Source organism: Nannocystis pusilla (assembly GCF_026626665.1).
Classification (GTDB): Bacteria; Myxococcota_A; Polyangia; order Nannocystales; family Nannocystaceae; genus Nannocystis; species Nannocystis pusilla.
This window is the reverse complement of the sequence record NZ_JAPNKE010000002.1, coordinates 5735954-5758083: the sequence shown is the minus strand read 5'-3', so window position 1 is coordinate 5758083 and position 22130 is coordinate 5735954. Positions and strand designations below refer to the sequence as shown.

Annotated in this window: 21 protein-coding genes and 1 pseudogene; 12 read left to right on the top strand and 10 right to left on the bottom strand. The window is 72.4% G+C overall.

Annotation, left to right across the window (positions count from 1 at the left end):
* Positions 1 to 67: 67 nt before the first annotated feature.
* Positions 68 to 1165 (top strand): M15 family metallopeptidase, encoded by a 1098-nt coding sequence (locus OV079_RS25525; protein WP_267771487.1) that lies wholly within the window; start codon positions 68 to 70, stop codon positions 1163 to 1165.
* Positions 1166 to 1253: 88 nt separating this feature from the next.
* Positions 1254 to 1340, top strand: a pseudogene (locus OV079_RS58545) (MYXO-CTERM sorting domain-containing protein); the annotation flags it as partial.
* Between the two features lie 330 nt (positions 1341 to 1670).
* Here the strand turns inward: OV079_RS58545 and OV079_RS25520 are convergent.
* The 4 genes from OV079_RS25520 to OV079_RS25505 all read right to left on the bottom strand — a co-directional run bounded on the left by OV079_RS25520 (position 1671) and on the right by OV079_RS25505 (position 6107).
* A complete protein-coding gene (locus OV079_RS25520; RefSeq protein WP_267771485.1) occupies positions 1671 to 2225 on the bottom strand; it encodes a hypothetical protein in 555 nt (184 codons plus the stop codon).
* A gap of 188 nt (positions 2226 to 2413) precedes the next feature.
* The gene (locus OV079_RS25515; RefSeq protein WP_267771483.1) at positions 2414 to 2731 is read right to left on the bottom strand and encodes a hypothetical protein; all 318 of its coding nucleotides are present in this window, start codon (positions 2729 to 2731) and stop codon (positions 2414 to 2416) included.
* A gap of 57 nt (positions 2732 to 2788) precedes the next feature.
* Positions 2789 to 4546 (bottom strand): NAD(P)/FAD-dependent oxidoreductase, encoded by a 1758-nt coding sequence (locus OV079_RS25510; protein WP_267771481.1) that lies wholly within the window; start codon positions 4544 to 4546, stop codon positions 2789 to 2791.
* 322 nt (positions 4547 to 4868) lie between these two features.
* Positions 4869 to 6107: a vWA domain-containing protein gene (locus tag OV079_RS25505; protein ID WP_267771479.1), complete on the bottom strand. Its 1239-nt coding sequence runs from the start codon at positions 6105 to 6107 to the stop codon at positions 4869 to 4871.
* A gap of 24 nt (positions 6108 to 6131) precedes the next feature.
* Here OV079_RS25505 and OV079_RS25500 point away from each other — a divergent pair, with 24 nt between their 5' ends.
* Positions 6132 to 6431: a hypothetical protein gene (locus OV079_RS25500; RefSeq protein WP_267771478.1), complete on the top strand. Its 300-nt coding sequence runs from the start codon at positions 6132 to 6134 to the stop codon at positions 6429 to 6431.
* Between the two features lie 458 nt (positions 6432 to 6889).
* Here the strand turns inward: OV079_RS25500 and OV079_RS25495 are convergent, their stop codons facing one another.
* Positions 6890 to 8068, bottom strand: a complete 1179-nt coding sequence (locus OV079_RS25495; RefSeq protein WP_267771477.1) for a hypothetical protein — start codon at positions 8066 to 8068, stop codon at positions 6890 to 6892.
* Positions 8069 to 8758: 690 nt separating this feature from the next.
* On the opposite strand from OV079_RS25495, the gene OV079_RS25490 reads away from it, so the two are divergent.
* Positions 8759 to 9895, top strand: a complete 1137-nt coding sequence (locus tag OV079_RS25490; protein WP_267771476.1) for a mechanosensitive ion channel family protein — start codon at positions 8759 to 8761, stop codon at positions 9893 to 9895.
* A gap of 605 nt (positions 9896 to 10500) precedes the next feature.
* On the opposite strand, the gene OV079_RS25485 is transcribed toward OV079_RS25490, so the two are convergent.
* Positions 10501 to 10626, bottom strand: coding sequence for a hypothetical protein (locus OV079_RS25485; RefSeq protein WP_267771474.1), 126 nt, complete (start codon positions 10624 to 10626; stop codon positions 10501 to 10503).
* Positions 10623 to 11738 (bottom strand): LNS2 domain-containing protein, encoded by a 1116-nt coding sequence (locus tag OV079_RS25480; protein WP_267771472.1) that lies wholly within the window; start codon positions 11736 to 11738, stop codon positions 10623 to 10625. Before OV079_RS25480 ends, OV079_RS25485 begins: the two co-directional genes overlap by 4 nt.
* Before the next feature lie 412 nt (positions 11739 to 12150).
* Here OV079_RS25480 and OV079_RS25475 point away from each other — a divergent pair, with 412 nt between their 5' ends.
* Complete coding sequence (locus OV079_RS25475; protein ID WP_267771470.1) at positions 12151 to 12621, top strand: PDZ domain-containing protein; 471 nt, start codon at positions 12151 to 12153, stop codon at positions 12619 to 12621.
* Between the two features lie 73 nt (positions 12622 to 12694).
* Here the strand turns inward: OV079_RS25475 and OV079_RS25470 are convergent, their stop codons facing one another.
* Positions 12695 to 13456 carry a gamma-glutamyl-gamma-aminobutyrate hydrolase family protein gene (locus OV079_RS25470; RefSeq protein ID WP_267771469.1) on the bottom strand — a complete coding sequence of 254 codons (762 nt, stop codon included), beginning with the start codon at positions 13454 to 13456 and terminating at the stop codon, positions 12695 to 12697.
* 78 nt (positions 13457 to 13534) lie between these two features.
* Positions 13535 to 15577 carry a M3 family metallopeptidase gene (locus OV079_RS25465; protein WP_267771468.1) on the bottom strand — a complete coding sequence of 681 codons (2043 nt, stop codon included), beginning with the start codon at positions 15575 to 15577 and terminating at the stop codon, positions 13535 to 13537.
* A 126-nt stretch (positions 15578 to 15703) separates the two neighbouring features.
* Here OV079_RS25465 and OV079_RS25460 point away from each other — a divergent pair, with 126 nt between their 5' ends.
* The 5 genes from OV079_RS25460 (at position 15704) to OV079_RS25440 (ending at position 19139) form a co-directional block, all read left to right on the top strand.
* Positions 15704 to 16150 (top strand): hypothetical protein, encoded by a 447-nt coding sequence (locus tag OV079_RS25460; RefSeq protein WP_267771467.1) that lies wholly within the window; start codon positions 15704 to 15706, stop codon positions 16148 to 16150.
* A 261-nt stretch (positions 16151 to 16411) separates the two neighbouring features.
* A complete protein-coding gene (locus OV079_RS25455) occupies positions 16412 to 16789 on the top strand; it encodes a hypothetical protein (RefSeq protein ID WP_267771466.1) in 378 nt (125 codons plus the stop codon).
* A 39-nt stretch (positions 16790 to 16828) separates the two neighbouring features.
* Complete coding sequence (locus OV079_RS25450; RefSeq protein ID WP_267771465.1) at positions 16829 to 17155, top strand: DEAD/DEAH box helicase family protein; 327 nt, start codon at positions 16829 to 16831, stop codon at positions 17153 to 17155.
* Between the two features lie 26 nt (positions 17156 to 17181).
* Positions 17182 to 18069, top strand: coding sequence for a helicase-related protein (locus tag OV079_RS25445; RefSeq protein ID WP_267771464.1), 888 nt, complete (start codon positions 17182 to 17184; stop codon positions 18067 to 18069).
* Complete coding sequence (locus OV079_RS25440; RefSeq protein WP_267771461.1) at positions 17970 to 19139, top strand: hypothetical protein; 1170 nt, start codon at positions 17970 to 17972, stop codon at positions 19137 to 19139. The genes OV079_RS25445 and OV079_RS25440 overlap by 100 nt, the downstream gene beginning before the upstream one ends.
* Before the next feature lie 57 nt (positions 19140 to 19196).
* Here OV079_RS25440 and OV079_RS25435 read toward each other — a convergent pair whose 3' ends face one another.
* Positions 19197 to 20351 (bottom strand): hypothetical protein, encoded by a 1155-nt coding sequence (locus tag OV079_RS25435; protein WP_267771459.1) that lies wholly within the window; start codon positions 20349 to 20351, stop codon positions 19197 to 19199.
* A gap of 699 nt (positions 20352 to 21050) precedes the next feature.
* On the opposite strand from OV079_RS25435, the gene OV079_RS25430 reads away from it, so the two are divergent.
* A complete protein-coding gene (locus tag OV079_RS25430; protein WP_267771457.1) occupies positions 21051 to 21812 on the top strand; it encodes an alpha/beta hydrolase fold domain-containing protein in 762 nt (253 codons plus the stop codon).
* Complete coding sequence (locus tag OV079_RS54405) at positions 21809 to 22096, top strand: alpha/beta hydrolase (protein ID WP_276602799.1); 288 nt, start codon at positions 21809 to 21811, stop codon at positions 22094 to 22096. Before OV079_RS25430 ends, OV079_RS54405 begins: the two co-directional genes overlap by 4 nt.
* Positions 22097 to 22130: the final 34 nt, after the last annotated feature.

Here is a 22130-nt window from a genome sequence, read left to right as displayed (position 1 = left end):
CGGAAATGCACGAAGCACCACGGATGGTCGGCGTCGCGCTCGGATCGATCCTGTTCGCATCACCGGCGTGGGCCGGCCTGCACGAGGAGGGGCCCGTGAGCTGGCCGACTCGTCGGGGCCGCCGCACGCGGGGCCGCACGAGCCGGAGCCGGACGACCCGGTCTACTTCGACGGCTCGCTGATGCCGACGTACGCGATCGACTGCGACGAGCACGAGGACGTCGGCTACGTCCAGGGCAACTCGTTCACGATCACCGTCGTCACCGTCGACGGCAAGCCGGTCGAGGTCGAGACCGCCAACGCCTATTACGCCATGCAGCAGGCGGCGGCCGCCGACGGCGTCGGCATCAAGGTCGTCAGCGGCTTCCGCACGATGGCGGAGCAGCAGTACCTCTACAACTGCTACATCAACTGCAATTGCAACAACTGCAACCTGGCCGCGAAGCCAGGTTACAGCAATCACCAGAGCGGCCACGCGCTCGACCTCAACACCGCGGCGGCCGGGGTGCTCTCGTGGCTCGAGGCGCACGGCGACGAGTTCGGATTCGAGGCGACGGTGCCGAGCGAGGACTGGCACTGGGAGTGGTGGGGCGGCGGGCCGCCGACGAGCGGGCCGTGCGGGACGCCGGACTACCGGGCCGAGTACGTCGGGCAGTCGTTCCCGCTGGCCTCGAAGCCGCCGGTGCTGCTGATCGTCGGCGAGTGCGTCGACGCGTGGATCGATCTGCGCAACACCGGCGACGCGACCTGGAACGGCGACACGCGCCTGGCACCGACCCCGCGCGATCAGCCGTCGCCGCTGCACGACCCGAACACGTGGCTGTCGCCGACGCGGGTGGCGACCGCCGGCGAGGTCGCCCCGGAGCGGTCGGCCGGTTCGAGTTTCGCCTGTGCGCGTCGGCCCCGGGCGAGGTGTTCCAGACGCTCTCGCTGGTCCAGGAGGGGACGACGTGGTTCGCCGACAAGCCGCTCGGCGGCGGTCCCCCGGACGACCAGCTCGAGGTCCGCGTGCTGGCGGTCAACCCGGCCCCGCCGCTGCCGCCGCCCGAGCCGCCCCCACTGCCGCCGCCGCCCGGGCCGAGCACCACCGGGACGCCGACCACCGGCGAGAGCGGGGCGAGTCGGACAGCGGCGAGTCGAGCTGGAGCTCGTCGTCCGGCGATGATTCGGGCGCGGGCGAGGCGGACGCGAGCGCGGGCACGTCCGGCAGCGCGAGCGGGACGGCGGGCGCCGCCGCGGACGAGGGCTGCGGTTGCCGCGGCTCGGGGCAGTCGGGGGCGTGGGGGCTGATCGCGCTCGGCTTGCTCGCGCGCCGACGCCGACGTGCGCGCTTCAGCTAGCGTCCGGACGTGCCCTCGCGAGGTGCTCGCCCGCCGGACCTCGCGCGAGCATCTGGCTTTCAGGACATGTCTCTACAACATTCTCGCGCGCCGGCGCGGGCGTCGGCTGGCGTTCGGGACATGTCCTTGCGACGTGCTCGCGCACCGGTGCGGGTAGCGTTCGAACATGTCCTTGCGACGCGCTCACGCGCCGGCGCGGGTAGCGTTCGGGACATGTCCTTGCGACGTGCTCGCCGGCGCGGGCTCGTGGCCGGGACATGTTCTCCAGGGCATGCTCTCAAGAGCCTGTCGTGAAGCGCATGTCCTTCAGAGCATTACCGATCGCGCATGTCAGCTCGGCATCGGCATCGGCTGGGGCGCGGCGTCCTGCAGCGCCGCGACGTCGATGGCGAGCTCCATCGGCTGGCCCTTGCGCTCGATGCTCATGCGGATGATCGGCTGGTCGCGATCGCCGATGATCCGGACCACCGCCTCGGCGATGCTCGGGCCGCCCTCGCGGTCGATCGGGACGCCGTTGAGGCGGGTCAGCAGGTCGCCGTTCTTGAGCCCGAGCAGGCCGGGCAGGCTGCCGGGCCGGATCCCGTAGAACTTGAGGCCGCGCGGCTGGCCGTCCTTGATCGACGGCAGGATGTGGGCCTCGTTCGCCAGCAGCGACGGGTTGTAGCGGAGGGTCTGGTAGAAGCCGAGGTCGACGACGCAGCGGCCGGGCTCGGCGCAGCGCACCGCGCCGTCGGGGATCGCCAGCCGGGGCTTGTGCGGGCCCGGACGCGCGCGGGCGCGGCGACCGGCGGGTGGACGATGGCGATCGGCGCGACCATCGGCCGGGGCGGCGGCGCGAGCGGGGCCATCTCGTGCTTGATGTGGATCGTCGGCGCCGTGGGGCACGCGGGCGCCGGGGCCTGGTTCACCGCGACGACGAAGAGGGCCGCGGCGGCGCCGGTGAAGGCGCAGGCGATCGGGAAGGCGAGGGTGCGGAGGAAGCTGCGCATGGGGACATGTCCTTTGGGTCGGGTCAATTTCGGGGCGCGGGCCGCCGGGGCGGCCGGAGAGGGTATACGAGCCGGCTGCCGAGCTCAGGGAGCGCCGGCGACGAGGTCGGCGAGGACGCGGCGGACGTCGGCGTGGCCCGCCGGGGTGGCGAACACGACGAGGGTGGCGTCGCGCGTGTCGTCGAGGATCGCGCGCACCTCACCGCGGTCGGGCTGGACGGCGAAGATGTCCTTCAGGACACGCGCGAGGGCGCGGACGTCGTGGTACTCGACGGCGATCCGCGCGGCCACGACGGCGTCGGCGCGGGCGTCCGGGGGCGGCCGCTTGGCCGCGGGGGCGGCGGCGTGGGCGAGCGAGCCGGAGAGCAGAGTGACGGCGAGGGCGGTGCGCGCGAGGACCATGCCGAGCCCTTGAGCAAGGGCGATGCCAGCGGCTGCTCGCGCCAGAGGACGGCGAATTCAGGCCGGCGGCGCGGTCGGGGCGGCCGGCGCTTGTTGGGTTGGCACGTGGGCGGGCGGAGGCGCTGACAATCCGTCAGGCACGCCGTCCTGCGGGCGGGGGCGCGCCGCGAGTGGGGCGTTGTCGGCGAACTTGTTGCCGGAGAAGTCCTGCCGGTCGGCGGCGATCTGGGAGATCGATCGCTCGACGATGAGGTCGAGGGTCCAGTCGAGGACGACGCGGACCTTGTTGCCGAAGCCGACCAGCTTGGCCAAGTAGAGCGTGCGCCACACCCACCAGGCGATGAAGCCCGAGATCCGCACGCCGAACAGGTCGACGGCCGCGAACTTGTCGCCGACCGAGACCAGCGCGCCGTAGTTGAAGTACTTGAACGGCCTGGTGGGCTGCTTGCGGATCAGCAGGTCGATGTTGGTCGCGGCGTGCTGGCCCTGCTGGAACGCGACCTGGCCGAGCGGCGGCAAGGGGCTGCCCTCGTGGAGCAGGAAGGCGGCGTCACCGAGGACGAACACGTCGTCGCGGCCCTTGACCCGCAGGTCGTCGCCGATCTCGACGCGGCCGGACTTGTGCAGCGGAAGGTTGCACGCGGCCAGCAGCGGCGCGGGCTTGACCCCGGCGCACCACACACAGGTGCGGGTGGCGATCTTGGTGCCGTCGTCGAGGGTGACCGCGAACGGGGTGACGTGGACGACGCGGCGGCCCAGCCGGAGGTCGACCCGCAGCTTGCGCAGACGACCCTCGGCGCTGCCGACGACCTCCTTGTGCCAGCCGGGCAAGATCTGGTTACCGGACTGGATCATGACCACGCTGACCTCGGCCGGATCGATCTCGGGGTAGCGGCTCATCAGGATGTGGTCGATGAGGTCGCGGGTCTCGGCCGCCAGTTCGACGCCGGTCGGTCCGGCGCCGACGACGACGAAGGTCAGCTGCTCGCGCCGCCGGTCGGCGTCGGTCTCACGCGCGGCCCGCTCGAAGTTGTCGATGATGTGGTTGCGGACGGCGATCGCGTCGCCGAGCTCGCGCATGAAGAAGGCGTACTCCTTGACCCCCGGCGTGTTGAAGGTGTTGGTGTCGGAGCCGGGGCAGAGGACGAGGATGTCGTAGTGCGTCTCGCACCAGATGGTCTCGGGCTCGCCGGTGACCGGGTTGTCGTCGACGTCGACGCGGGCGCGGATGACCTTGTTGTCGAGGTCGATGGCCTCGACGCTCTCCTTCTTGAAGCTGACGTTGGCGGCCTCGAAGATCCGGCGGAAGGGGTAGGTGACCTGGCGGGTCTCGATCGAGCCGGCGGCGACGCTCGGCAGGAGCGGCGGGAACAGGAAGTAGTTGCGGCGATCGATGACGGTGATCTGCAGGTCCTTGTGGTAGCCGAGCCGGCGGTCGAGGTGCAGCGCGGTGTAGAGGCCGGCGAAGCCGCCGCCGACGATGGCGACGCGCACCGGCGGGCCGCCCGTGCCGGTCCAGCGGCGGTAGATCCACATGTCCCGCAGCGGGTGCAGGGCGACGTAGAGCAGCAGGATCGACTCGAGGATGATGGCGCCGCCGAGCAGCACCGAGGCGTTGCCCCACATCGGCAGCAGCAGCCAGCACACGAGGTCGAGGGTGCCGAGGATGACGAGGCCGCCGATCAGCGCCTTGCGAGCGCCGCGGGCCAGCGCGACCTTCCGCAGCAAGAAAGCGGAGACGGAGGTGACGAGCGCCAGCGAGGCGGCGTGGCCGAGGAACAGGACCCAGAACACGTCGGCGCGGCGCGAGCGCAAGATCCGAGCCGCTCGCCCCACTGGAACAGCGCGACCGTCGAGGTCTCCCAGCGCGTGAGGTGGACGCTGGCGATCCAGCCGCCGAAGAACAGACCGAGGCCCAGGAGCAGGGCGGCCGAGAACATCAATTTGCGCCCGAAGGCGAGATTGGTCAGTCGGTGGCGATCGAAGGGGACCATGGGCGCGAGGCCAGAGTGTCGCCGGATCGCGGGCCGCGTGTCACCTCGCGCGCCAGCGCCCGCCGAATCGCGCGACTACGCCCGCGCCTGCCGCGTGGGGGCGCGGCGGCGGCGGATGCACATTCCCTCGAGGACAGGTCGGCTCAGTCTTGCGGCCAGGGCTCGGGCTGGGGCGCGTCGGGGTCGGCGGTCGCTCCGGCCTGCTCGAGGTTGTCGGCGAACATGCGGATGTACTTGAGATCGTCTTCGATGTCGAAGTCGGGGTTGTCGGCGAGCCAGCCGTCGACGGCGGCGTCGAGGCCGTCGAGGATGTTGAGCGCGCCGGCGAGGTCGCCCTGGGCGGCGCGGGTGGCGGCCATGTCGAAGCCGACGTAGATGTTGAGCATGACGAACCCCTTCTCGCTGCTGGGGTTGTCGAACACGCCCTGCTCGAGGTCGATCTGGTCGGGGGCGACGGTGGTCTGGATGGCGGCGACCTCCTCGACGTACTGCTTGTCGACCGGGTGGCGGTAACGCAGCTTGAGCTCGCCGACGTCGGCGACGCGCGGCTGGCCGCTGCGCGGGAGCAGCTCGAGGAGGATCGCCCCGCCGCCGCCGCGCCGGCCGTCCTCGTTGTCGTCGACGGTCTCGCGGTGGGCGAGCTGGAGGTTGGGGATCTCGATGGCGCCGTGGTTGCCCTCGACGGTGGCCAGCTTGGTGCCGCGGATCGCCCGCAAGATGTAGTTGTCGACGATGTCGGCGGTGATCGTGACGTCCTCGGCGAGCGGCACGAGGAAGGCGGTGACCTCCTCGACGAACACCTCCTGGACGGCGGCGGGGTCCTCGAGGAAGTAGAAGGCGCCGCTGCCCTGCTCGGACAGGGTGCGCATGAGGGCGACGTCGAAGTCGGCGCCGACGCCGATGGTGGTCAGGCCGTAGCCCTGCTCGCTGTAGCCCTTGGCCATGGCGAGGATCTTGGCGTCGTTGGTGATGCCCTCGGTGGCCATGCCGTCGGACAGGAAGACGACGCGGTTCTGCCGGCCCGGGTCGGCGTGGGCGGCCATGAGCTCGAAGCCGGTGCGCAGGCCGTCGTAGATGTTGGTGCCGCCGTCGGCCTCGAGGTTGTTGATCGCCTGGACCAGCGCCGGGTCGGCGCCGGTGATGTACTCGACCTTGACCTCGGCGTCGCTGTCGAAGTCGACGAGGGTGATGCGGTCGCTGGGGTCGAGGGCGTCGACCATGCGCAGCAGGCCCTCGCGCACGTACTGCATCGGCTCGCCCTCCATCGAGCCGCTGCTGTCGATGACGAGGGCGAGGTTGAGCGGCGGGCGCTCGAGCTTGGTGACGTCGATCGCGGTGTTGAGGCCGACGAGCACCGTGATGCAGTTGGTGCCGGAGATCATGTTGCCCATCTCGCCGTAGAGGCCGTGCAGACAGACGTCGCCGGTGCAGGTCGGCTTGGGCAGGTCGATCTTGTGCTCGTTGAAGAAGCCGACGTCGTCGAGGGTCTCGGGGCCGGGGATGCCGCCCTGCTCGAGGATCTGCTTGAACTGGCCGAAGTCCTGGGCGCCGCCCTGGCCGGCGCCGAGGCTGCCGCCGTCTTCGGCGCCGGTGCCGCCGCCCGCGTCTTGGGCGGCGCCGCTGTCGCCGCAGGCGGGGGCGAGGAGCAGGAGAGAGGCCGAGGCGGAGGTCGAGTCGTGACATGGCTCTTGGTTCCTGTGGATTAAGACATGTAAGAAAGGTCAGGGCTGCTGCTGCGAGGCGGTCCACACGTAGACCAGCTCGAGGTCGTCCCCGAGAGTGTCGGGGCCCTCGGCGCACTCGGGCACGAGGATGACGCGCCGCTCGGCGTGGACGCCGTGGATGGTGAGGTGGTGGTCGCCGTCGTCGAGCTCGACCTTGTCGCCGGGCGCGAAGCGGACGATCTCGCCGCCGAACTCGGCGCTGAACTCCTGCGGCTGGGCCACGGTGCCGCAGCCGAGCTCGGGGCCGAGCTCGGCGTCGAACACCGGCTTGGCGGCGATGGTGGCGCCGCTGATGCTCGGCAGGTTGTTGCCGCGCGAGGCGGCCACCTGCACCTGGCTGACGGGGGTCGGATCGTTGGGGTCGGGGGCGCGCGAGAGCACGAGAAGGTCGCCCTGATCCTCGACCGAGAGGTACTGGCCGGCTTCGAACGGCAGCTCGGTCAGCGGGGTGCAGAAGTAGAAGCGCGGCAGCAGGCCGTCGTCGAGGTCGAAGGCGGCGCAGCCGTCGCTGCCCAGCTCGAGCTCGGTGATCCGGTGGAGGCCGCTCGGAGGGGCGCTCCAGGCCACGCGCGCGGCGTCGGAGCCGGGGAGGTAGGCGTCCTCGCCGGGGTCGCGCTGCGGGAAGACGATCTCTCGCTGCGAGTCGGCGATCGCGGCCCGGCCGTCGTCGTCGGCGACGAGCTCGACTGCGCCGGAGAGGTACTCGCCCGGGCTTTCGTGCTGGCCGGGGATCCACTCGAGCGAGATGTCGCCGGCGTTCCAGAACAGCACGGTGGGCGCGATGCTGTCGCTGGAGACGAGGACCGCGTAACACTCGCGGGTGACGGCGTGGACGTCGCCGCGGGCGGGGACGTTGGCGCCGGGGGGATCGACCAGGTCTGACCCTCGCCGAACAGGGCCTCGGAGAACAGCACGCCGGGCTTGCTCTGGACGTTGAAGCAGTCGATCTCGACGTCGGGCAGGAGGTCGCGCACGCGCACGACGATGTCCTGCTCGGCGTGGCTGTTGTGCAGGTACACGTCGGCCTCGAAGTCCTGGTAGAGCAGGCCGCCCTCGTCGCCCCAGGTGCCCTCGCCGCCGTCGTCGGTGTCGCTGGTGGCGACGCACAGCAGGGAGCCGAGCGCGGCGACCCCGAACTCGGGGCGGGTGGGCCAGCGCGAGAGGCTGACCGAAGAGACAGGTGCGGCGGCGGGCCGCATGGCCGGGACGAGGACGCGCCAGCCGAGGGCGAGGGCGGGGAGGGCGAGCAGGTCGGTCGGGTCGACGGTGATCGTCCACGGGAAGCCGACGAGGCCCATCAGCCAGCTCCAGGCGTCGGCGCAGGCCGGCGAGAGGTTGATGAGGGCGAACACCAGGCCGACGGCGATGTGACAGTGGAGCAGGCCGCGGCGGCTGGTGACGCCGAGCAAGGCGGCGAGCAGGGCGGGGGCGACGAGCATGCCGGCGAAGTCGCTCAGCTTGCCGGTGAGGACGCCCGGCAGCAGGCCGGCGCCCTTCAGCAGGTGATCGTTGACGGCCAGGACGCCGAGAGCGACGAGCCAGGTCGGCGAGAGCAGGGCGCGAGCCGGGCGCAGCTCGCGGCGTGAGGAGAACACTACGTCGAGCCAGCGTCGGGTCATGGCGTGATTCCTATGCAAGGGCCGGCCGTGGGCCGGCGTTTCGATGATAGGGCGGTCCCAGGGTCCGGTCGAGGGGGCCCGCGCCGCACGTCGCAAGCGCCACCATGGCAGGCGTGTCACGGGGCGAGGCGGTCGCAGGGGTGTTCGCAGGGCCGGACATGATGGGCGTCACCGTCCTGGCGTGGAGTCGCCGCAGCCGCGAGAAAAATTGCGAGGCGGAGAAACTTTCGCGGCGGGCGCCGGCGCGCGGCGCTGGACCCAGGCTTCGGGGTCGCGCGGGCTGCTGCGAACAACGCTGTTCACCCGGCGCGCTCGAACGCTGCGAGGTCGCCGACCTCGACGCTGCCGCCGCGGTAGAGGATGAACAGGCGGGCCGTCGGGGGCGAGGGCGAGCGCGTCGACGGCGGCGAGGTCGCGGCCGGTGAAGCGGCCGGGGTCGCGGACGGCGAGGTCGGTGATCGTGCGGAAGCCGGCGACGCCGCGGAGATCGAGGACGACCGCCTCGCCGGCCTCCAGGACGACGAGGTCGCACAGGTCCGGCCAGGGGCGGGGCGGGCTCGGTCAGGGCGCGGCCGACGTCGCACGAGGCGACGACCGGCCGCGCCGCGCCAGAATGTATGTGTATGTTTGGACATGTCCAAAAGAGCATGTTGAAGGGCGCGGCGCGCAGGAGCGCCGACGGCCCGGGAGTTGACGGGCCGCGGCGCGCGGGTGATGCTCGCCCGGCGCGTGGAGGAGCTCGACCTCAACAAGCTGCTGGCGAGCCCGGAGCTGCAGGCCGCGGGCGGGCTGATCCTGGCGCTGGTGATAGGCTACGCGATCAGCACCGCGCTCGCGGGGGCGCTGGCGCGGGCGGCCGCGCGCCGGCAGGGCGACCTCGGCGAGCACCTGCTGGCGCTGATGCGCCGGCCGGTGTGGACGACCGTGGTGGTGGTCGCGCTCGAGTGGGCCGGCGACCGCCTGAAGCTGGTCGAGCAGACGGCGTTCGACGCGGTGCTCGGGACCGTGGTCGTGGTGGTGTGGGTGACCACGCTGGTGCGCGCGGCCGACGAGGTGCTGCTGGCGCTGGTGCGGGGGGCGAGCGCGGGGCAGACCGGGCCGGCGGCGGGGCGCGCGACGGGGCTGGTCCACTTCCTCGTGCGCGGGGTGGTGCTGCTGGCCGGCCTGTACCTGGTGATGGTGCTGTGGGGCCTCGACGTGCGCGCGTGGCAGGTGTCGGCCGGGGTGGCCGGGGCGGTGCTCGGGTTCGCGGCCCAGGACTCGCTCGGCAACCTGGTGTCGGCGGTGCTGCTGTACGGCGACGCGCCGCTGCGGATCGGCGACGTGATCGTGGTCGAGGAGCGGCTGCGCGGGCGGGTCACCGACATCGGCTGGCGCTCGACGCGGGTGCTCACGAACGACGGCGTCGAGGTCAACCTGCCCAACGCGCTGCTCGGGACCTGGCGGATCGTCAACGAGTCGGCCGGGCCGCACCAGGCCGTCCGGCTGGCCTGCGAGTTCACGGTCGAGTTCGGGCGCACCGCGGAGGAGCTGCGGGCGATCGTGCTGCCCGGGGTGACGGCGCTGCCGGAGCTGCGGCCGGACCTGCCGGCCGAGCTGCAGTTCCGCGGGCCGACCGCGGCGGGCCTGCGCTTCGCGCTGCTGGTCTACCTGGCCGACCCGTCCCGCCGCAGCCAGGGGCTCGACGTCGCCAACACGCACATCCTCCGCTCGCTGCGCGCGGCCGGGGTGGCGCTGGCGCACCAGGGCCACGACGTCCACCTGGGCGGGCCGCTGGCGGCCGGGCTGCGGGCGGCGCTGGTGCCTGGCCCGAAGGGCATGTCGTAAGCGACAGGGCGAAGGGGCATGTCGCGGAGGACATGCCCCTTCATTCAGGAGCCGGGCCGGCGGACGTGGGCCTGCGCGGCGAGGCGGGCGGGGCTCAGGAGCCGGGGGGCCGGCGTCGATCTCGCGCAGCATGACCTTGAGGCGGACGTGGGCCTGCTCGAGCGCGGCGAGGTCGTGCGGGTTCTGGCCGTCGAGCTGGTTGGAGAGGGCGGCGAAGGCGTCGTTGGCGGCGCGGTAGAGCCGCTTGCGCCGGCCCTTCGACAGGTTGTCGCCCTTGTCGGCCAGGCCCTCGATCTTGTCCATGACGACCTCGAAGGCGGTCTCGGCCTCGAGGCGGTCGTTGGGCTGCGGCAGCGGCGGCAGCTCCTCGGGGGCCTCGAGCGCGCGCTCGAGGCGGCTGCGCAGGGCGACGGCGAGGGCGTCGCGGGCCTCGCGTTCGTCGCGGAGGTCGCGGCGGCCCGGCGCGTCGCTCGCCGTCCTGGTGGCCTTCTTGCGGGCCACCTCGGACGCTCGCTCGCTCGCGGGCGTGGGACCGGCGAGCTGGCAGAGGGTGTAGCCGAACAGGCCGAGGCTGACGGCCGCGAGGGCGATGAAGGTGCTGGCTCTCATCGGTCACACAGGTCGGGCAGGGCCTCGAACTCGGCCAGGAGCTCCTGGTAGCTGTCGATCCGCCGGGCGCCGTGGACGGCGTCGGTGAACTGGAACAGCACGCGGTGGTCGGTCGGGATCATGGTCGACTCGAAGGCCTCGGCGTCGCTGTCCTTGTTGCCGAACAGCCAGGTCGGGACGAGGCCCTTGTCCTTGAGTAGCTGAAATCTCCCGACTTGTAGGCCGCGGCAGCATCGCCCATGCCGCCGGTGTACGTGAGCGTGGTGTGGATGATCCCGGCGGGGAAGCCGCGCAGCTCGACGAACTCGCGCGTGCGCCGATCGAGCCACTCGGGCCGCGCGGTCAGGTACATGGGGCGATAGCCCTTCGAGGCGAGCAGGCTCAGCGCCTCGGGCGCGAACGGGTTGGCCTCGGGGATGTCGCCGAGCAGGAAGTCCCACGCCTCCTCGTTCTCGCTGGTGGTGAGGGTGCCGTCGACGTCGCTGACGAAGATCGGCGCGCCGGCGGGGACGACGTCGATGATGATGTCGACGGTGTTCCAGAACTCCTCGACGACGCCGTATACGCGGTGCCGCCCCGGCTCCAGCTGGTCGGACTGCGAGATCTTGTAGTAGACGCGGCCGCCGGAGTCGTCGACGCCCTGGACCGGGGCGTGCTCGCCCTCGACGGTGGTGATGGCGACGCCGAGCTCCTCCCAGACGCCGCCGCAGCCGCGGTCGAGGAACAGGTGCACGGCGCTGCCCTCGATGTCCTTGTCGGCCGGGAAGCCCCACTTGGTGAACTTGGCGAGGACCCACTGCTCCTCGCCCTCGACGTAGAACATGTCGCGGCCGCGCGAGAGGTCGCTCTCCGGCGCGCCCTGGCCGGGGATCGTCGGCGGCGCGGCGTCACACTTCGGGATCGGCTCGCACAGGGCGCCGGGGACGGGGTCGCCGCCGCCGGTGGTGCCGGGCGGGTCCTCGGTGGTGGTGCCCGGCGGGTCGGCGGTGGTGATGTCGGCGGATGTCTCGGAGGACATGCCCGTAGGGTCCTGTCCCGTGGTACCTGTCCCGGAGTTCCCGTCGCCGGTGGTCGGGGCGCTCGTGGCGTCGTCGCCGTCGGAGCCGGGGGTGAGGCCGGAGTCGATCGTGGTCTGCGCGCCGGTGTCGGTGTCGGCGCCCGGACGCGGGTCCTCGCCGCAGCCGAGGGACAGGAGGAAGCAGGACGAGAGCAGGGCGATCGGCCGCGCGCGCATGATCGCGCAGGCTATCGGAAAGGCGGCGGCAGATCTAGCGACCCGGCGATCGGGCAGACGAGCGGCGCGGGCCGAGAGGGCCGCGAAGCGGCTGCTGGGCGCAGGCAGGGCCAAAGGCGCGGGTCGGACGTCGGTGAGACGAGGGGACGCGTTTGCGCGCGGTCGGCGTGCATGGGCGAGCGGAGGACGTCGACACGGTCCGAGCGAGGCACCGCGAGCGACGGCCGCGAGGAGGGCGACGCGAGCCGGGAGCAGTTCGACGCCGGGCGTGCCTTCGCCACGCGCGGTGACGCGGGCTCTCGTCTCGGGCGAGACGGCTGACAAAATGTCGGCCTCCCATGGCGTTCGCTGGCGATTCTCTCGGCAGACCATCCTCGCGAGGGTGGCATCAGCCTTGCTAGGCCTCGCCTGCATGCGCTCGTCCGTCCACCTCGCTCTCGACTCGTTCGTCGCCGGCCTCACCTGCGCCGGCGTGCTGTTCCTCTTCACCTTCAACGCTCACCCGCCCGCTGACACGGCTGCCGCCCGGCGTGACGAGGCGTCGCCGTTCGTGCGCTGCCACGACCTTCGGTGCACCCTCGAGCAACGGTTCGTCGACACCCTTGCCGTCAACGCCGCGCCCTTGCGTGAGCAGGCCCGCCTGATCCCCTTCCTCGAAGACGGCGTCCCTCGCGGCGTCTTCGTCTACGCCCTGCGCGCCGACAGCCTGCCCAAGCTCGTCGGCCTCAAGAACGGCGATTTGCTCACGGCCTTCGATGGCGCTCCCGTGGTCGATGTCGCCGGTGTCGATGCGGCCTTCGAGCACCTCCGGACCGTGGGCACCAGCCGCTTCGCCATCGAGCGCGACGGCCAGCCGACGGTCCTGCAAATCGATATCGAGTGATGGTCGCGCCGCGGCAGCTTCGCGCGCTCTGGCGAGAGACTGCTTGTCGAGCGGGACCTCCGTGGCCCCGCGATCACGCGAGGCCGGCGCGGACGCGGACGCGGGCGATGAAGGCGGCGAAGATCGGGTCGCCGGTGGCCCTGCGGTCGTAATGGGGGCTGCCCGGGTCGAGCCACTCGGGGTGCCACTGCACGCCGTAGATGTCGCGGCGCTCGTCGGCGGCGGCCTCGACGATGCCGTCGGGGCCCAGGCGCACGCGCAGGCCGGGCGCGAGCGCCTTGATCGCCTGGTGGTGCACCGAGTTGACGAGGATCTCCCGCTCGCCGTAGAGCGGGGCCAGCCACGACTCGTCGTGCAGGCGCACGGTGTGCTCGTTGTCGTCGTAGCGGGCGGCGTCGCGGTGGACCAGCGCGCCCGGGACCTGGAAGCCGATGTCCTGGTAGAGGCTGCCGCCGAGGGCGGCGTTGAGCAGCTGGACGCCGCGGCAGACGCCGAGCACCGGCTTGCCCTGGGCCAGCGCCGCGCCCAGCAGCGCCTGCTCGTAGGCGTCGCGCGCCGGGTCGCCGGCCCACTCGGGGCGCAGCGGGGCCTCGCCGTAGACCCCGGGGGCGACGTCGCTGCCGCCGCTCAGCACCAGAGCGTCGACCCGCTCGACCAGCGCGACCAGGAGCGAGGTGTCCGGAAGGACAGGCAACAGGAACGGCAGCGCGCCGGCGCGCGCCAGCGCGGCCGACAACCGCTGCTCGCCGTAGTCGAGCGACTTGCCGAGGAACAGCAGGCGGGAGGGGTCGGGGTAGGATGTCCCGCAGGACATGCCGATGATGACGGGTCGCATGAGGGTCGGGTCGGGTGAGATCAGGTGTCCCGGGGGACATGCGCGATCGGGCATGTCCTGGCGGGCATGTCGTGAAGGTCAGGCGGCGGCCAGGCCGGCGCGGCGCAGCAGGGCCTCGGGGTCGGGGTCGCGGCCCATGAAGGCGCGGAACAGGGCTGCGGGGTCGTCGCTGTCGCCGCGCTCGAGGATCGCGCGGCGGAAGGCGAGGCCGACGTCGCGGCTGAACAGGCCCTCGCGCTGGAAGCGGGTGAAGGCGTCGGCGTCGAGCACCTCGGCCCACTTGTACGAGTAGTAGCCGGCGGCGTAGGCGACCGGGCTCGAGAACAGGTGGCCGAAGCGGCACACCATCGCGTAGTCGGCCGGCAGCGGGACAGGGGTGAAGCGCGCCATGACCTCGCGGGCGCGCGCGAGGATCTCGGCCGGGGTGGCCGGCAGCGCGCCGCGGTGCAGCTCGAGGTCGACGGTGGCGAAGCTGAGCTGGCGCATCATCGCCGAGGCGGCGCGGAAGTTGCGGGCGCTGAGCATGCGCTGCACGAGGTCGTCGGGCACGGGCGCGCCGGTGTCGACGTGGCGGGCGAAGCGGTCGAGCGCGGCCCGCTCCCAGCACCAGTTCTCCATGATCTGCGACGGCAGCTCGACGAAGTCCCAGGCGACGTTGGTGCCGGCGAGGCTGCGCAGCTCGACCCGCGTCAGCAGGTGGTGCAGCAGGTGGCCGAACTCGTGGAAGATCGTCTCGACCTCGTCGTGGGTGAGCAGCGCCGGGCGGTCGCCGAGCGGCGGGGTCAGGTTGCCGCAGATGAGCCCGAGGTGCGGGCCGAGGCCGCCGCGGCCGTCGGGGCGGCCGGTCACCAGGGCGTTCATCCACGCGCCGGAGCGCTTCTGCTCGCGCGGGAACAGGTCGGCGTAGAACACCCCGAGCAGGGCGTCGCCGTCGCGGACCGCGTAGGTGCGCACGTCGGGGTGCCAGGTCTCGACGTCGTCGGCCGGCTCGACGCGCACGCCGTAGAGGTCGTGGACGAGCTCGAACAGGCCGCTCAGCACCGACTCGACCGGGAAGTACGGGCGCAGCGCCTCGTCGTCGAAGTCGTACAGGGCGCGCCGCTGCTTCTCTGCATAATAGGCCAGGTCCCAAGGGGCAGGTTCGGGCGCGTCGGGGCCCTCGAGCCGCTGGCGGAAGGCGTGGAGGTCGCGCGCCTCGGCGGCGAAGGCGGCCTCGGTGCGGGCGGACAGGCGGTCGACGAAGGCGCGGGCGCTGGCGCCGTCCTTGGCCATGCGCGGCTTGAGGACGAAGTCGGCGAAGTCGCGGAAGCCGAGCAGCTCGGCCTGCTCGCGGCGCAGCAGCAAGATCTTGCGCAGCAGCTCGCGGTTGTCGTGCGGGCCGTCGTCGGCGCAGATGTTGGCGGCGCGCCAGATCTCCTCGCGCAGCTTCGGGCTGTCGGCGTAGGTCAAGAACGGGACGAAGCTCGGCTGCTGCAGGGTGAAGCGCCACGCGCTCGGGCGGCCCTTGGCCTCGGCGCTGGCCCGCGCGGCGTCGATCGCCGACTGCGGCAGGCCTGCGAGGTCGGCCGGGTCGGTGAGCCACAGCTCGTAGGCGTTGGTGCCGTCGAGGACGTGCTCGGAGAACTGAGTGGTGATCTGGGCCAGCTCGGCGCTGAGCTCGGCGAGGCGGGCCTTGCCGGCGGGATCGAGCTCGGCGCCCTGGCGGCGGAAGTCGTCGAGGGTGCGCTCGAGCAGGCGCTTGCGGGCGCCGGTCAGCGCGGCGGCCTCGGGCGTGCGACTGAACTCCTGTAGCGCTCGCCACAGCCCGGCGTCGAGCGGGATCTGGGCGAAGAACTCGGCCACCGGGCCCTGGACCGCGTTGTGAGCGGCGCGCAGCTCCGGCGTGGTGGCGACGCTCTCGAGGTGGCCGACGACGGTCATGGCGAACTCGAGCCGTTCGGTCGCGGCCTCGAGCGCGCCGAGAGTGTTGTCGAAGGTGCGCGGCCCGGGGGCGTCGACGATCGCCTGAATGTCGGTGCGGGCGTCGGCGAGGAGCTCGGCGATGGCCGGCTCGACGTGCTCGGGCTCGATCTGGTCGAAGGGGACGCGGAACTGCACGCGCAGGAGCGGATTGGCGGTCACGCGCGGACGATAGCACGAGCGCGGAGATCCCGCCGCGAACGATGATTGGACGGCTTGCGGCGCGAGCCTTGCTGCGGGCTCTCGGCGCGAGTTGCCGGGGCGCAGGGGGCGGCGTATCGTGCGAGGGTGATCACGTCCGCGGCGCTGGTGATGTGGCTCGTGCAGGCGCCGCCGATCGTCGCGCCGCCGATCGGGGCGCCGCCGCTGACCGCACCGCCGCGCGAGTGGAACCTCGCGGGCGTGTTCGTGCTGAAGCAGGAGAGGTTCCTGACCTGGGTGCCGCGGATCGATCTGAACCGGCCGTTTCGCGGCTGGGAGTACGAGCTGCGCCCGGTGTGGGCGCTCGAGCTGACGCCGACGCACCGGCGCCTGTCGAGCTTCTCGCTGGCGGCCCTGTCGGCGCCGGGGTCGGACCCCGGGATCGGGCTGGTGCAGCCGAAGCTGCAGTACCGCGTGCCGGGCACCGAGGTGCGCGTCGGGGTGCAGACGACGATCCTGTCGTTCTTCTCCTCGGCGATGGCCGGCGGCGGGAAGGTGATGCGGCCGATGGGGTTCGTGTCCGGGCGGTTCTGAGGTCGCCGGGCGAGATGTCCTCGGGGGCATGCTCTCGAGGACATGAGTGAAAGGACATGCGCTTGAGAGCATGTCCTTGCGGCCATGGCAGCCGGGCGGCGCCGGTGCGCGGGTCGCCCGACCTCCGGGGCTGCCGGGTCGGGTGCGGCGATCCCGCCGGGAACGGCGTCCACGGGGCTCGCCGGGGCGCTCGCCGGGCGGTCGGGTGGCGGGCGTGCGCGAGTTGCCGCGGCGGCGGGCGCGGCGTATCGTCCGAGAGTGATGTCGTCCGCGATGCTCGCGCTGTGGCTGATGCAGGCGCCGCCGTGGCCGTCCCTGCCGGCGACCACGCCGCCGCGCGAGTGGAACCTCGCGGGGCGGTTCACGCTCAAGCACGAGAAGCACCTGCGCTGGCAGGCGGTGATCGATCCGACCCATCCTTACAAGGGGCTGTACAGCGATGCGCGGCCGACCTGGCTGCTCGAGCTGCGGCCGACGCAGCGCAGGTTCAGGGACGTCGCGCTGGTGGTCGAGTCGCTCCCGGCGTTCGGCGGCGGGGTCGGCGTCGTGCGGCCCCGGCTGACGTTCCGCTTGCCGGGGACGCAGATCCACCTCGGCCTCGGGGTCCAGCTCCGCGCCTTCCGCAGCTCGGGCCGCTGACCTCACCACGCGGGGCCGTCGCCCCGGAGAGACCACGCCATGTCGACCATCACGGCGCTGCTCGGGCCGACCAATACCGGCAAGACGCACCGCGCGGTCACGCAGCTGCTGTCGCACCGCACCGGGGTGATCGGGCTGCCGCTGCGGCTGCTGGCGCGCGAGGTCTACGACCGTCTGACTGCCGAGGTCGGCGAGGCGGCGGTGGCCCTGGTGACCGGCGAGGAGAAGCGGGTGCCGGCGCGGCCGCGCTACTGGGTGTGCACGGTCGAGTCGATGCCGGAGGGCAAGGACGTCGAGTTCCTGGCGGTCGACGAGATCCAGCGGCGGGCCACCGCGAGCGCGGACATGTCTTCACGGACAGGTTGATGCGGGCGCGAGGTGTCTCCGAGACCATGTTCCTCGGGTCAGACACGATGACCGCCGCGGTCGAGGCGCTGGTGCCGACGGCGCGGATCGAGCGGCACCCGCGGTTCTCGCGGCTGCGCGGGGTGGCGCCGCTCGAGCTGACGCAGCTGCCGCCGCGCTCGGCGGTGGTGGCGTTCTCGGCCGACCAGGTGTACGCGCTGGCGGAGCAGCTGCGGCGACGTCGCGGCGGGGCGGCGGTGGTGCTGGGGGCGTTGTCGCCGCGGACGCGCAACGCCCAGGTGGCGATGTACCAGGCGGGCGAGGTCGACTACATCGTGGCCACCGACGCGATCGGGATGGGGCTCAACATGGACGTCGACCACGTCGCGTTCGCGGCGCTGGGCAAGTTCGACGGGCGCACGAACCGGCCGCTCGAGGCGGCCGAGCTGGCGCAGATCGCCGGGCGAGCCGGGCGGTACACGAAGGACGGGACGTTCGGGCCGCTGGCGACGCTGGGGCCGCTGCCGCAGGGGCTGGTGATCTCGATCGAGCGCCACCATTCCCGCCGGTGGAGCGGCTGGTGTGGCGAAGTCCGGACCTCGACTTCTCGAGCATCGAGGCGCTGGCGCGCTCGCTGCGGCAGCGGCCGCCGCGGCCGGGGCTGCAGCTGCTCGAGCGCAGCGACGACGAGGAGGTGCTCGTCGAGCTGGCGAGCATGTCCGAGGTGCGGGCCCTCGCGCAGCAGTCCGGCGCCGTCGAGCTGCTGTGGGAGGTGTGCCGGATCCCCGACTTTCGCAAGCTGCTCGAGGGCTCGCACGCCAGGTTGCTCGCGGCGGTGTACCTGCAGCTGGCCAAGCACGGCCGCCTCGACCCGGGGTGGATCGAGCGGCGCGTGCGTCGGCTCGACGACACCGAGGGCGACATCGAGGCGCTGATGAGCCGGATCGCGGCGGTCCGGACGTGGACGTACATCAGCCACCGGCCGGGGTGGATCGAGGCGCCGGGGCGCTGGCAGGAGTGGACGCGGGCGATCGAGGATCGGCTGTCCGACGCGCTGCACGACCGGCTGACGCAGGCGTTCGTCGACCCGCGGGCGACGGCGCGGGCGCGCAAGAAACCTGGCCCGAAGGACAGCCCGTTCGGCCGCCTGCGGGCGCTGCAGCTGCCCGACGCCGACGAGCCGGCGCCGCCGAGCGCGGCCGAGGCGATCGTGGCGGCGCCGCACGGGGCGTTCGCCGTCGACGCGCGCGGGCGGGTCTCGCTGGCCGGCCGGCCGGCCGCGCAGATGACCCGCGGGCCCGACCTGCTGCGGCCCGAAGTACAGGTCCTCGCGGACATGTCCATGGGGACAGGCTCGATCGCGCAGGTCCGCCGGCGCATGGTCGCGTGGACGCGCGACCTGGTGGCCGAGCTGCTGGCGCCGCTGCGGGCGCTGCCGGAGGGGCCGCCGCCGAGTCCGGCGGCGCGCGGGCTGCTCTACCAGCTCGAGCAGGGGCTGGGGTCGGTGCTGCGGGCCCGCGCCGAGCCGCAGGTGCGCCACCTGACCGGCGACGACCGCCGGCTGCTCGGGCGGCTGGGGCTGAAGATCGGCGAGCTGGTGGTGTTCTCGCCGGAGCTGCTGACGACCTGGTCGGTGGAGCGGCGCGCGGCCCTGTGGGCGGCGCGCTCGGGCTCGCGGGTGACGCCGCCCGGCGAGGCGCGGTCGATCGCGCTGCCGGACGACGCCGACCCGGCGGCGTTCCACGCGATCGGCTTCCCGCCGTTCGGGCCGCGGGCGATCCGCGCCGACGTCGCCGAGCGCGTGTTTAACAAGGTCATGGCGGCGACGCGCGCGGGGCCGGTAGAGCTGCCCGAGGAGCTGGCGGCGTGGATCGGCTGCGCGGCCGACGAGCTGCCGGCGATCGTCGCGGCGATGGGGTTCGACGAAGTGGCGGAGGACCGCTGGCTGCTGGCGCCGCGCCGGCCCGAGCGGCGCGGGCGACGGCGGACGCGCCGGGCGGGGTGAGGTGTGGTCTTTGGAGCATGTCCTCGGGGACATGCCTTGAAGCACATGGCCTGAGGGTCAGCCGGGCGGGTTGAAGTCGTCGCAGGTCTGGTCGATGGCGTTCACGGCCTGGAGGAAGAAGGGGGCGTAGTCGGCCTCGCAGACCGAGCCGGACACGCCGTGCTTGTCCCACAGCTCGATGAACTCCTGCCAGTGGGAGCCCTGGGTGAGGTTGGGGTCGTTGCCGGTGATGCAACCGAGCTCGGGGTGGGGGATGAGGCCGAGGATGACCGCGGCGTTCTCGTCGCCGTTCTTGGCCTCGACGACCGAGGCCTTCCACTCCGCGGGCGTGCCCTTGTCGACGTAGTTGGGGTCGTCGCTGATGAAGGTGATGACGAGGATCGCGTCGTCGCGGACGAAGCCGCCGTTGCAGCCCATGGGGAAGTTGAGCGCCTCGCCGATGGCGGCCTGCATGGCGTTCATCGGCTTCTCGGCCGGGGAGCCGGCGGTGCCGACCTGGGCCACGCAGGCGAAGGTGCCCTCGAGGTCGGGCTGGTCGGGCAGCATGTAGCGGTTGCCGCCGGTCACCGGGCACGGCTTGTTGCTGGCGAACGAGCCGACCGGGTGCAGCATGCCGGCGCCGATGGTGGTGTCGCAGGGCTCGAGCATCGCGGAGCAGGCGTAGTAGTTGGCGGCCGAACAGAACTTGACGTAGTCGGGGTCGGCCTCGTCGCAGGGCTGGGGACAGCGGCCGTTGGCGTCGGTGTCGACGACCATGATGTGGTAGTCGGTGACGTCGACCAGGGTGTTCTTGATCGCGTCGATGAAGCCCGGGAAGCTCTGGATCAGCGCGGCCTGGTTGTTCTCCATGCTGGTCGAGTTGTCGATCACGAACAGGAAGTCGACCTTCTTGCAGCCCTTCTCGGCGGTGCCGGTGGTGCCGCCGCCGAGGTCGGACGCGCCGAGGTCGAACTTGGCCGGGTTGGTGTCGCTCGCAGGGCTCGTGGTCGACGTGGTCGTCGTCGAGGTCGTCGAGGTCGGCTCGCCGGGGTCGGTGCTCGTGCCGGTGGGCGGGGCGTCGGTGGTGGCGCCGGACGGGTCGGTCGCCGGCGCGGTGGTGATGCCGGTCGGCTGCGAGGCGGTCGCCGACACTTCGCGGCCGGTGTCGCTGCAGGCGGTGGAGAGGGCGAGCGCGAGCGCTGGCGCGGTCTGTAAGGCTGCGTTACGGAGCATGGCCGCACGACCATAACATCGGCCGCGCGCGCGGCTGAAGGGCGCCGGAGCGGCGACGCGGACGTGTGATATACAAAGCGGAGATGGAGCGGAGCACGATCGAGGCGCGGCTCGCCGACCTCCGGCGCGAATTCGAAGGCGGGCAAGCTGCTGCGCGAGCTGGAGAGCAAACAGATGGAAGTGCGTGACACGCTGTTACGCATCGGCGGGGCGATGCAGGTGCTCGAGGAGCTGCTGGCGAGCGAGTCGGGGAGCTCCGGGCCGTCGTAGGCCGACCCTGGGGACGAGGGGCCGCAACGATCGCTCGCGGATGACACTCCGGGCGCGTCGTTCCGGGGCTCGCGGCCGGCGAGCTCGACCGTGTCGGCGGCGGGTGCTCGAGTCACGCATCGCCGCTTCGGGTCGCCTTGAATGAACGATCCCCGCCGCGTCTCTTCTTGTCGTCGCCGCCGTCGTCGCGGGGCTGCCTTCCGCGAAGGTCACGCCCGGATCCGGTGCGCGTCGACGGGTCGTTCATCGGCGCGGAGGGCCGACTCGACCTCGCCGGTTCCCGGCGACTCGCTGCGTGCGGGGGCCTGGGATGCTGCTCCGAAGGACATGTGGGAAGGGACATGTGGCTGGGCGGGCGCGGCGGTGCGCGAGGGCCAGCGGCCGGGGTCGCGCTGTTCGGCGGGGCGGCTTTCGGCTATGGTCGCGGCGATGCAGGCGTTGTCCGTGTCCCACCGGTTCCAGGCCTTCGCCGCGCGGCTGTTGCTGGCGTTGCCCGACTCGCTGCAGCGGCGGCTCGCCGGCGGCGCGCCGGTCGAGCGCGACGGTTACACCCTCGATCCGCAGGTGCAGCACATGCTGGCGATGCAGCGGCGGATGCGTCGGCCTCGCTTCCAGGACGTGACCGTCGAGCGGGCCCGGCGCGAGATGGACGTCAACACCTGGCTGCTGGCGCCGTCGACCCCGGCGCTGGAGTCTGTCCGTGACGACATGTTCCCGGGGCCAGGTGGCCCGATCCCGGTGCGGATCTACCGACCCCGCGGGCTGGCCGCGCCGGCGCCGGCGACGGTGTATTTCCACGGCGGCGGGTTCGTGGTCGGCGGCCTCGACTCGCACGATCCGGTGTGCCGGATCCTGGCCCACGAGGCGCGATGCGTGGTGATCGCCGTCGACTACCGCCTGGCGCCCGAGCACCGGTTCCCGGCGGCGGCCGACGACGCGGTGGCGGCGTTCCGGCACGTGGCCGCCAGCGCCGGCGCGCTCGGGATCGATCCCCGGCGGATCGCGGTGGCGGGCGACAGCGCGGGCGGCAACCTGTCGGCGGTGGTGTCGCTCGAGACCCGCGGCGACGCAGTGCGGCCGGCGTTCCAGTTGCTCATCTATCCGGCGGTCGACCTGACGATGTCGTTCCCGTCGATCCGTAGTTTGGGTAGGGGTTCTTTCTCGAGAAGGCGACGATCGAGTGGTTCATGAGCCACTACCTGCGCGGCCCTGAAGACGGGCGCGACCTGCGGGCGTCGCCGTGGTTCGCGGACGTCGCCGGGGCGCCGCCGGCCGCGGTGTTCACGGCGGGGTTCGACCCGCTGCGCGACGAGGGCGAGGCGTACGCGCGCAAGCTCGAGGCCGCAGGGGTGCCGGTGACGTACACGTGCCACGGCGGGATGTTCCACGGGCACATCAGCGCGTCCGGCGGGCTGTCGAACGCGCGGCCGGCGTTGGCCGACATGACGGCCGCGCTGCGGCGGGCGCTGACGTGAGGTTGACGCGGCGAGCCGGCCTTTTCCGCTTCGG

Bases quoted from the DNA above. Each gene is read 5' to 3' on its own strand.
- OV079_RS25515 (WP_267771483.1), bottom strand. From the start codon at position 2,731: ATGGTCCTCGCGCGCACCGCCCTCGCCGTCACTCTGCTCTCCGGCTCG.
- OV079_RS25505 (WP_267771479.1), bottom strand. From the start codon at position 6,107: ATGATCTCCGGCACCAACTGCATCACGGTGCTCGTCGGCCTCAACACC.
- OV079_RS25495 (WP_267771477.1), bottom strand. From the start codon at position 8,068: ATGACCCGACGCTGGCTCGACGTAGTGTTCTCCTCACGCCGCGAGCTG.
- OV079_RS25485 (WP_267771474.1), bottom strand. From the start codon at position 10,626: ATGATCCCGACCGACCACCGCGTGCTGTTCCAGTTCACCGACGCCGTC.
- OV079_RS25480 (WP_267771472.1), bottom strand. From the start codon at position 11,738: ATGCGCGCGCGGCCGATCGCCCTGCTCTCGTCCTGCTTCCTCCTGTCC.
- OV079_RS25475 (WP_267771470.1), top strand. From the start codon at position 12,151: ATGCGCTCGTCCGTCCACCTCGCTCTCGACTCGTTCGTCGCCGGCCTC.
- OV079_RS25470 (WP_267771469.1), bottom strand. From the start codon at position 13,456: ATGCGACCCGTCATCATCGGCATGTCCTGCGGGACATCCTACCCCGAC.
- OV079_RS25455 (WP_267771466.1), top strand. From the start codon at position 16,412: ATGTCGTCCGCGATGCTCGCGCTGTGGCTGATGCAGGCGCCGCCGTGG.
- OV079_RS25450 (WP_267771465.1), top strand. From the start codon at position 16,829: ATGTCGACCATCACGGCGCTGCTCGGGCCGACCAATACCGGCAAGACG.
- OV079_RS25445 (WP_267771464.1), top strand. From the start codon at position 17,182: ATGTTCCTCGGGTCAGACACGATGACCGCCGCGGTCGAGGCGCTGGTG.
- OV079_RS25435 (WP_267771459.1), bottom strand. From the start codon at position 20,351: ATGCTCCGTAACGCAGCCTTACAGACCGCGCCAGCGCTCGCGCTCGCC.
- OV079_RS25430 (WP_267771457.1), top strand. From the start codon at position 21,051: ATGCAGGCGTTGTCCGTGTCCCACCGGTTCCAGGCCTTCGCCGCGCGG.
- OV079_RS54405 (WP_276602799.1), top strand. From the start codon at position 21,809: ATGAGCCACTACCTGCGCGGCCCTGAAGACGGGCGCGACCTGCGGGCG.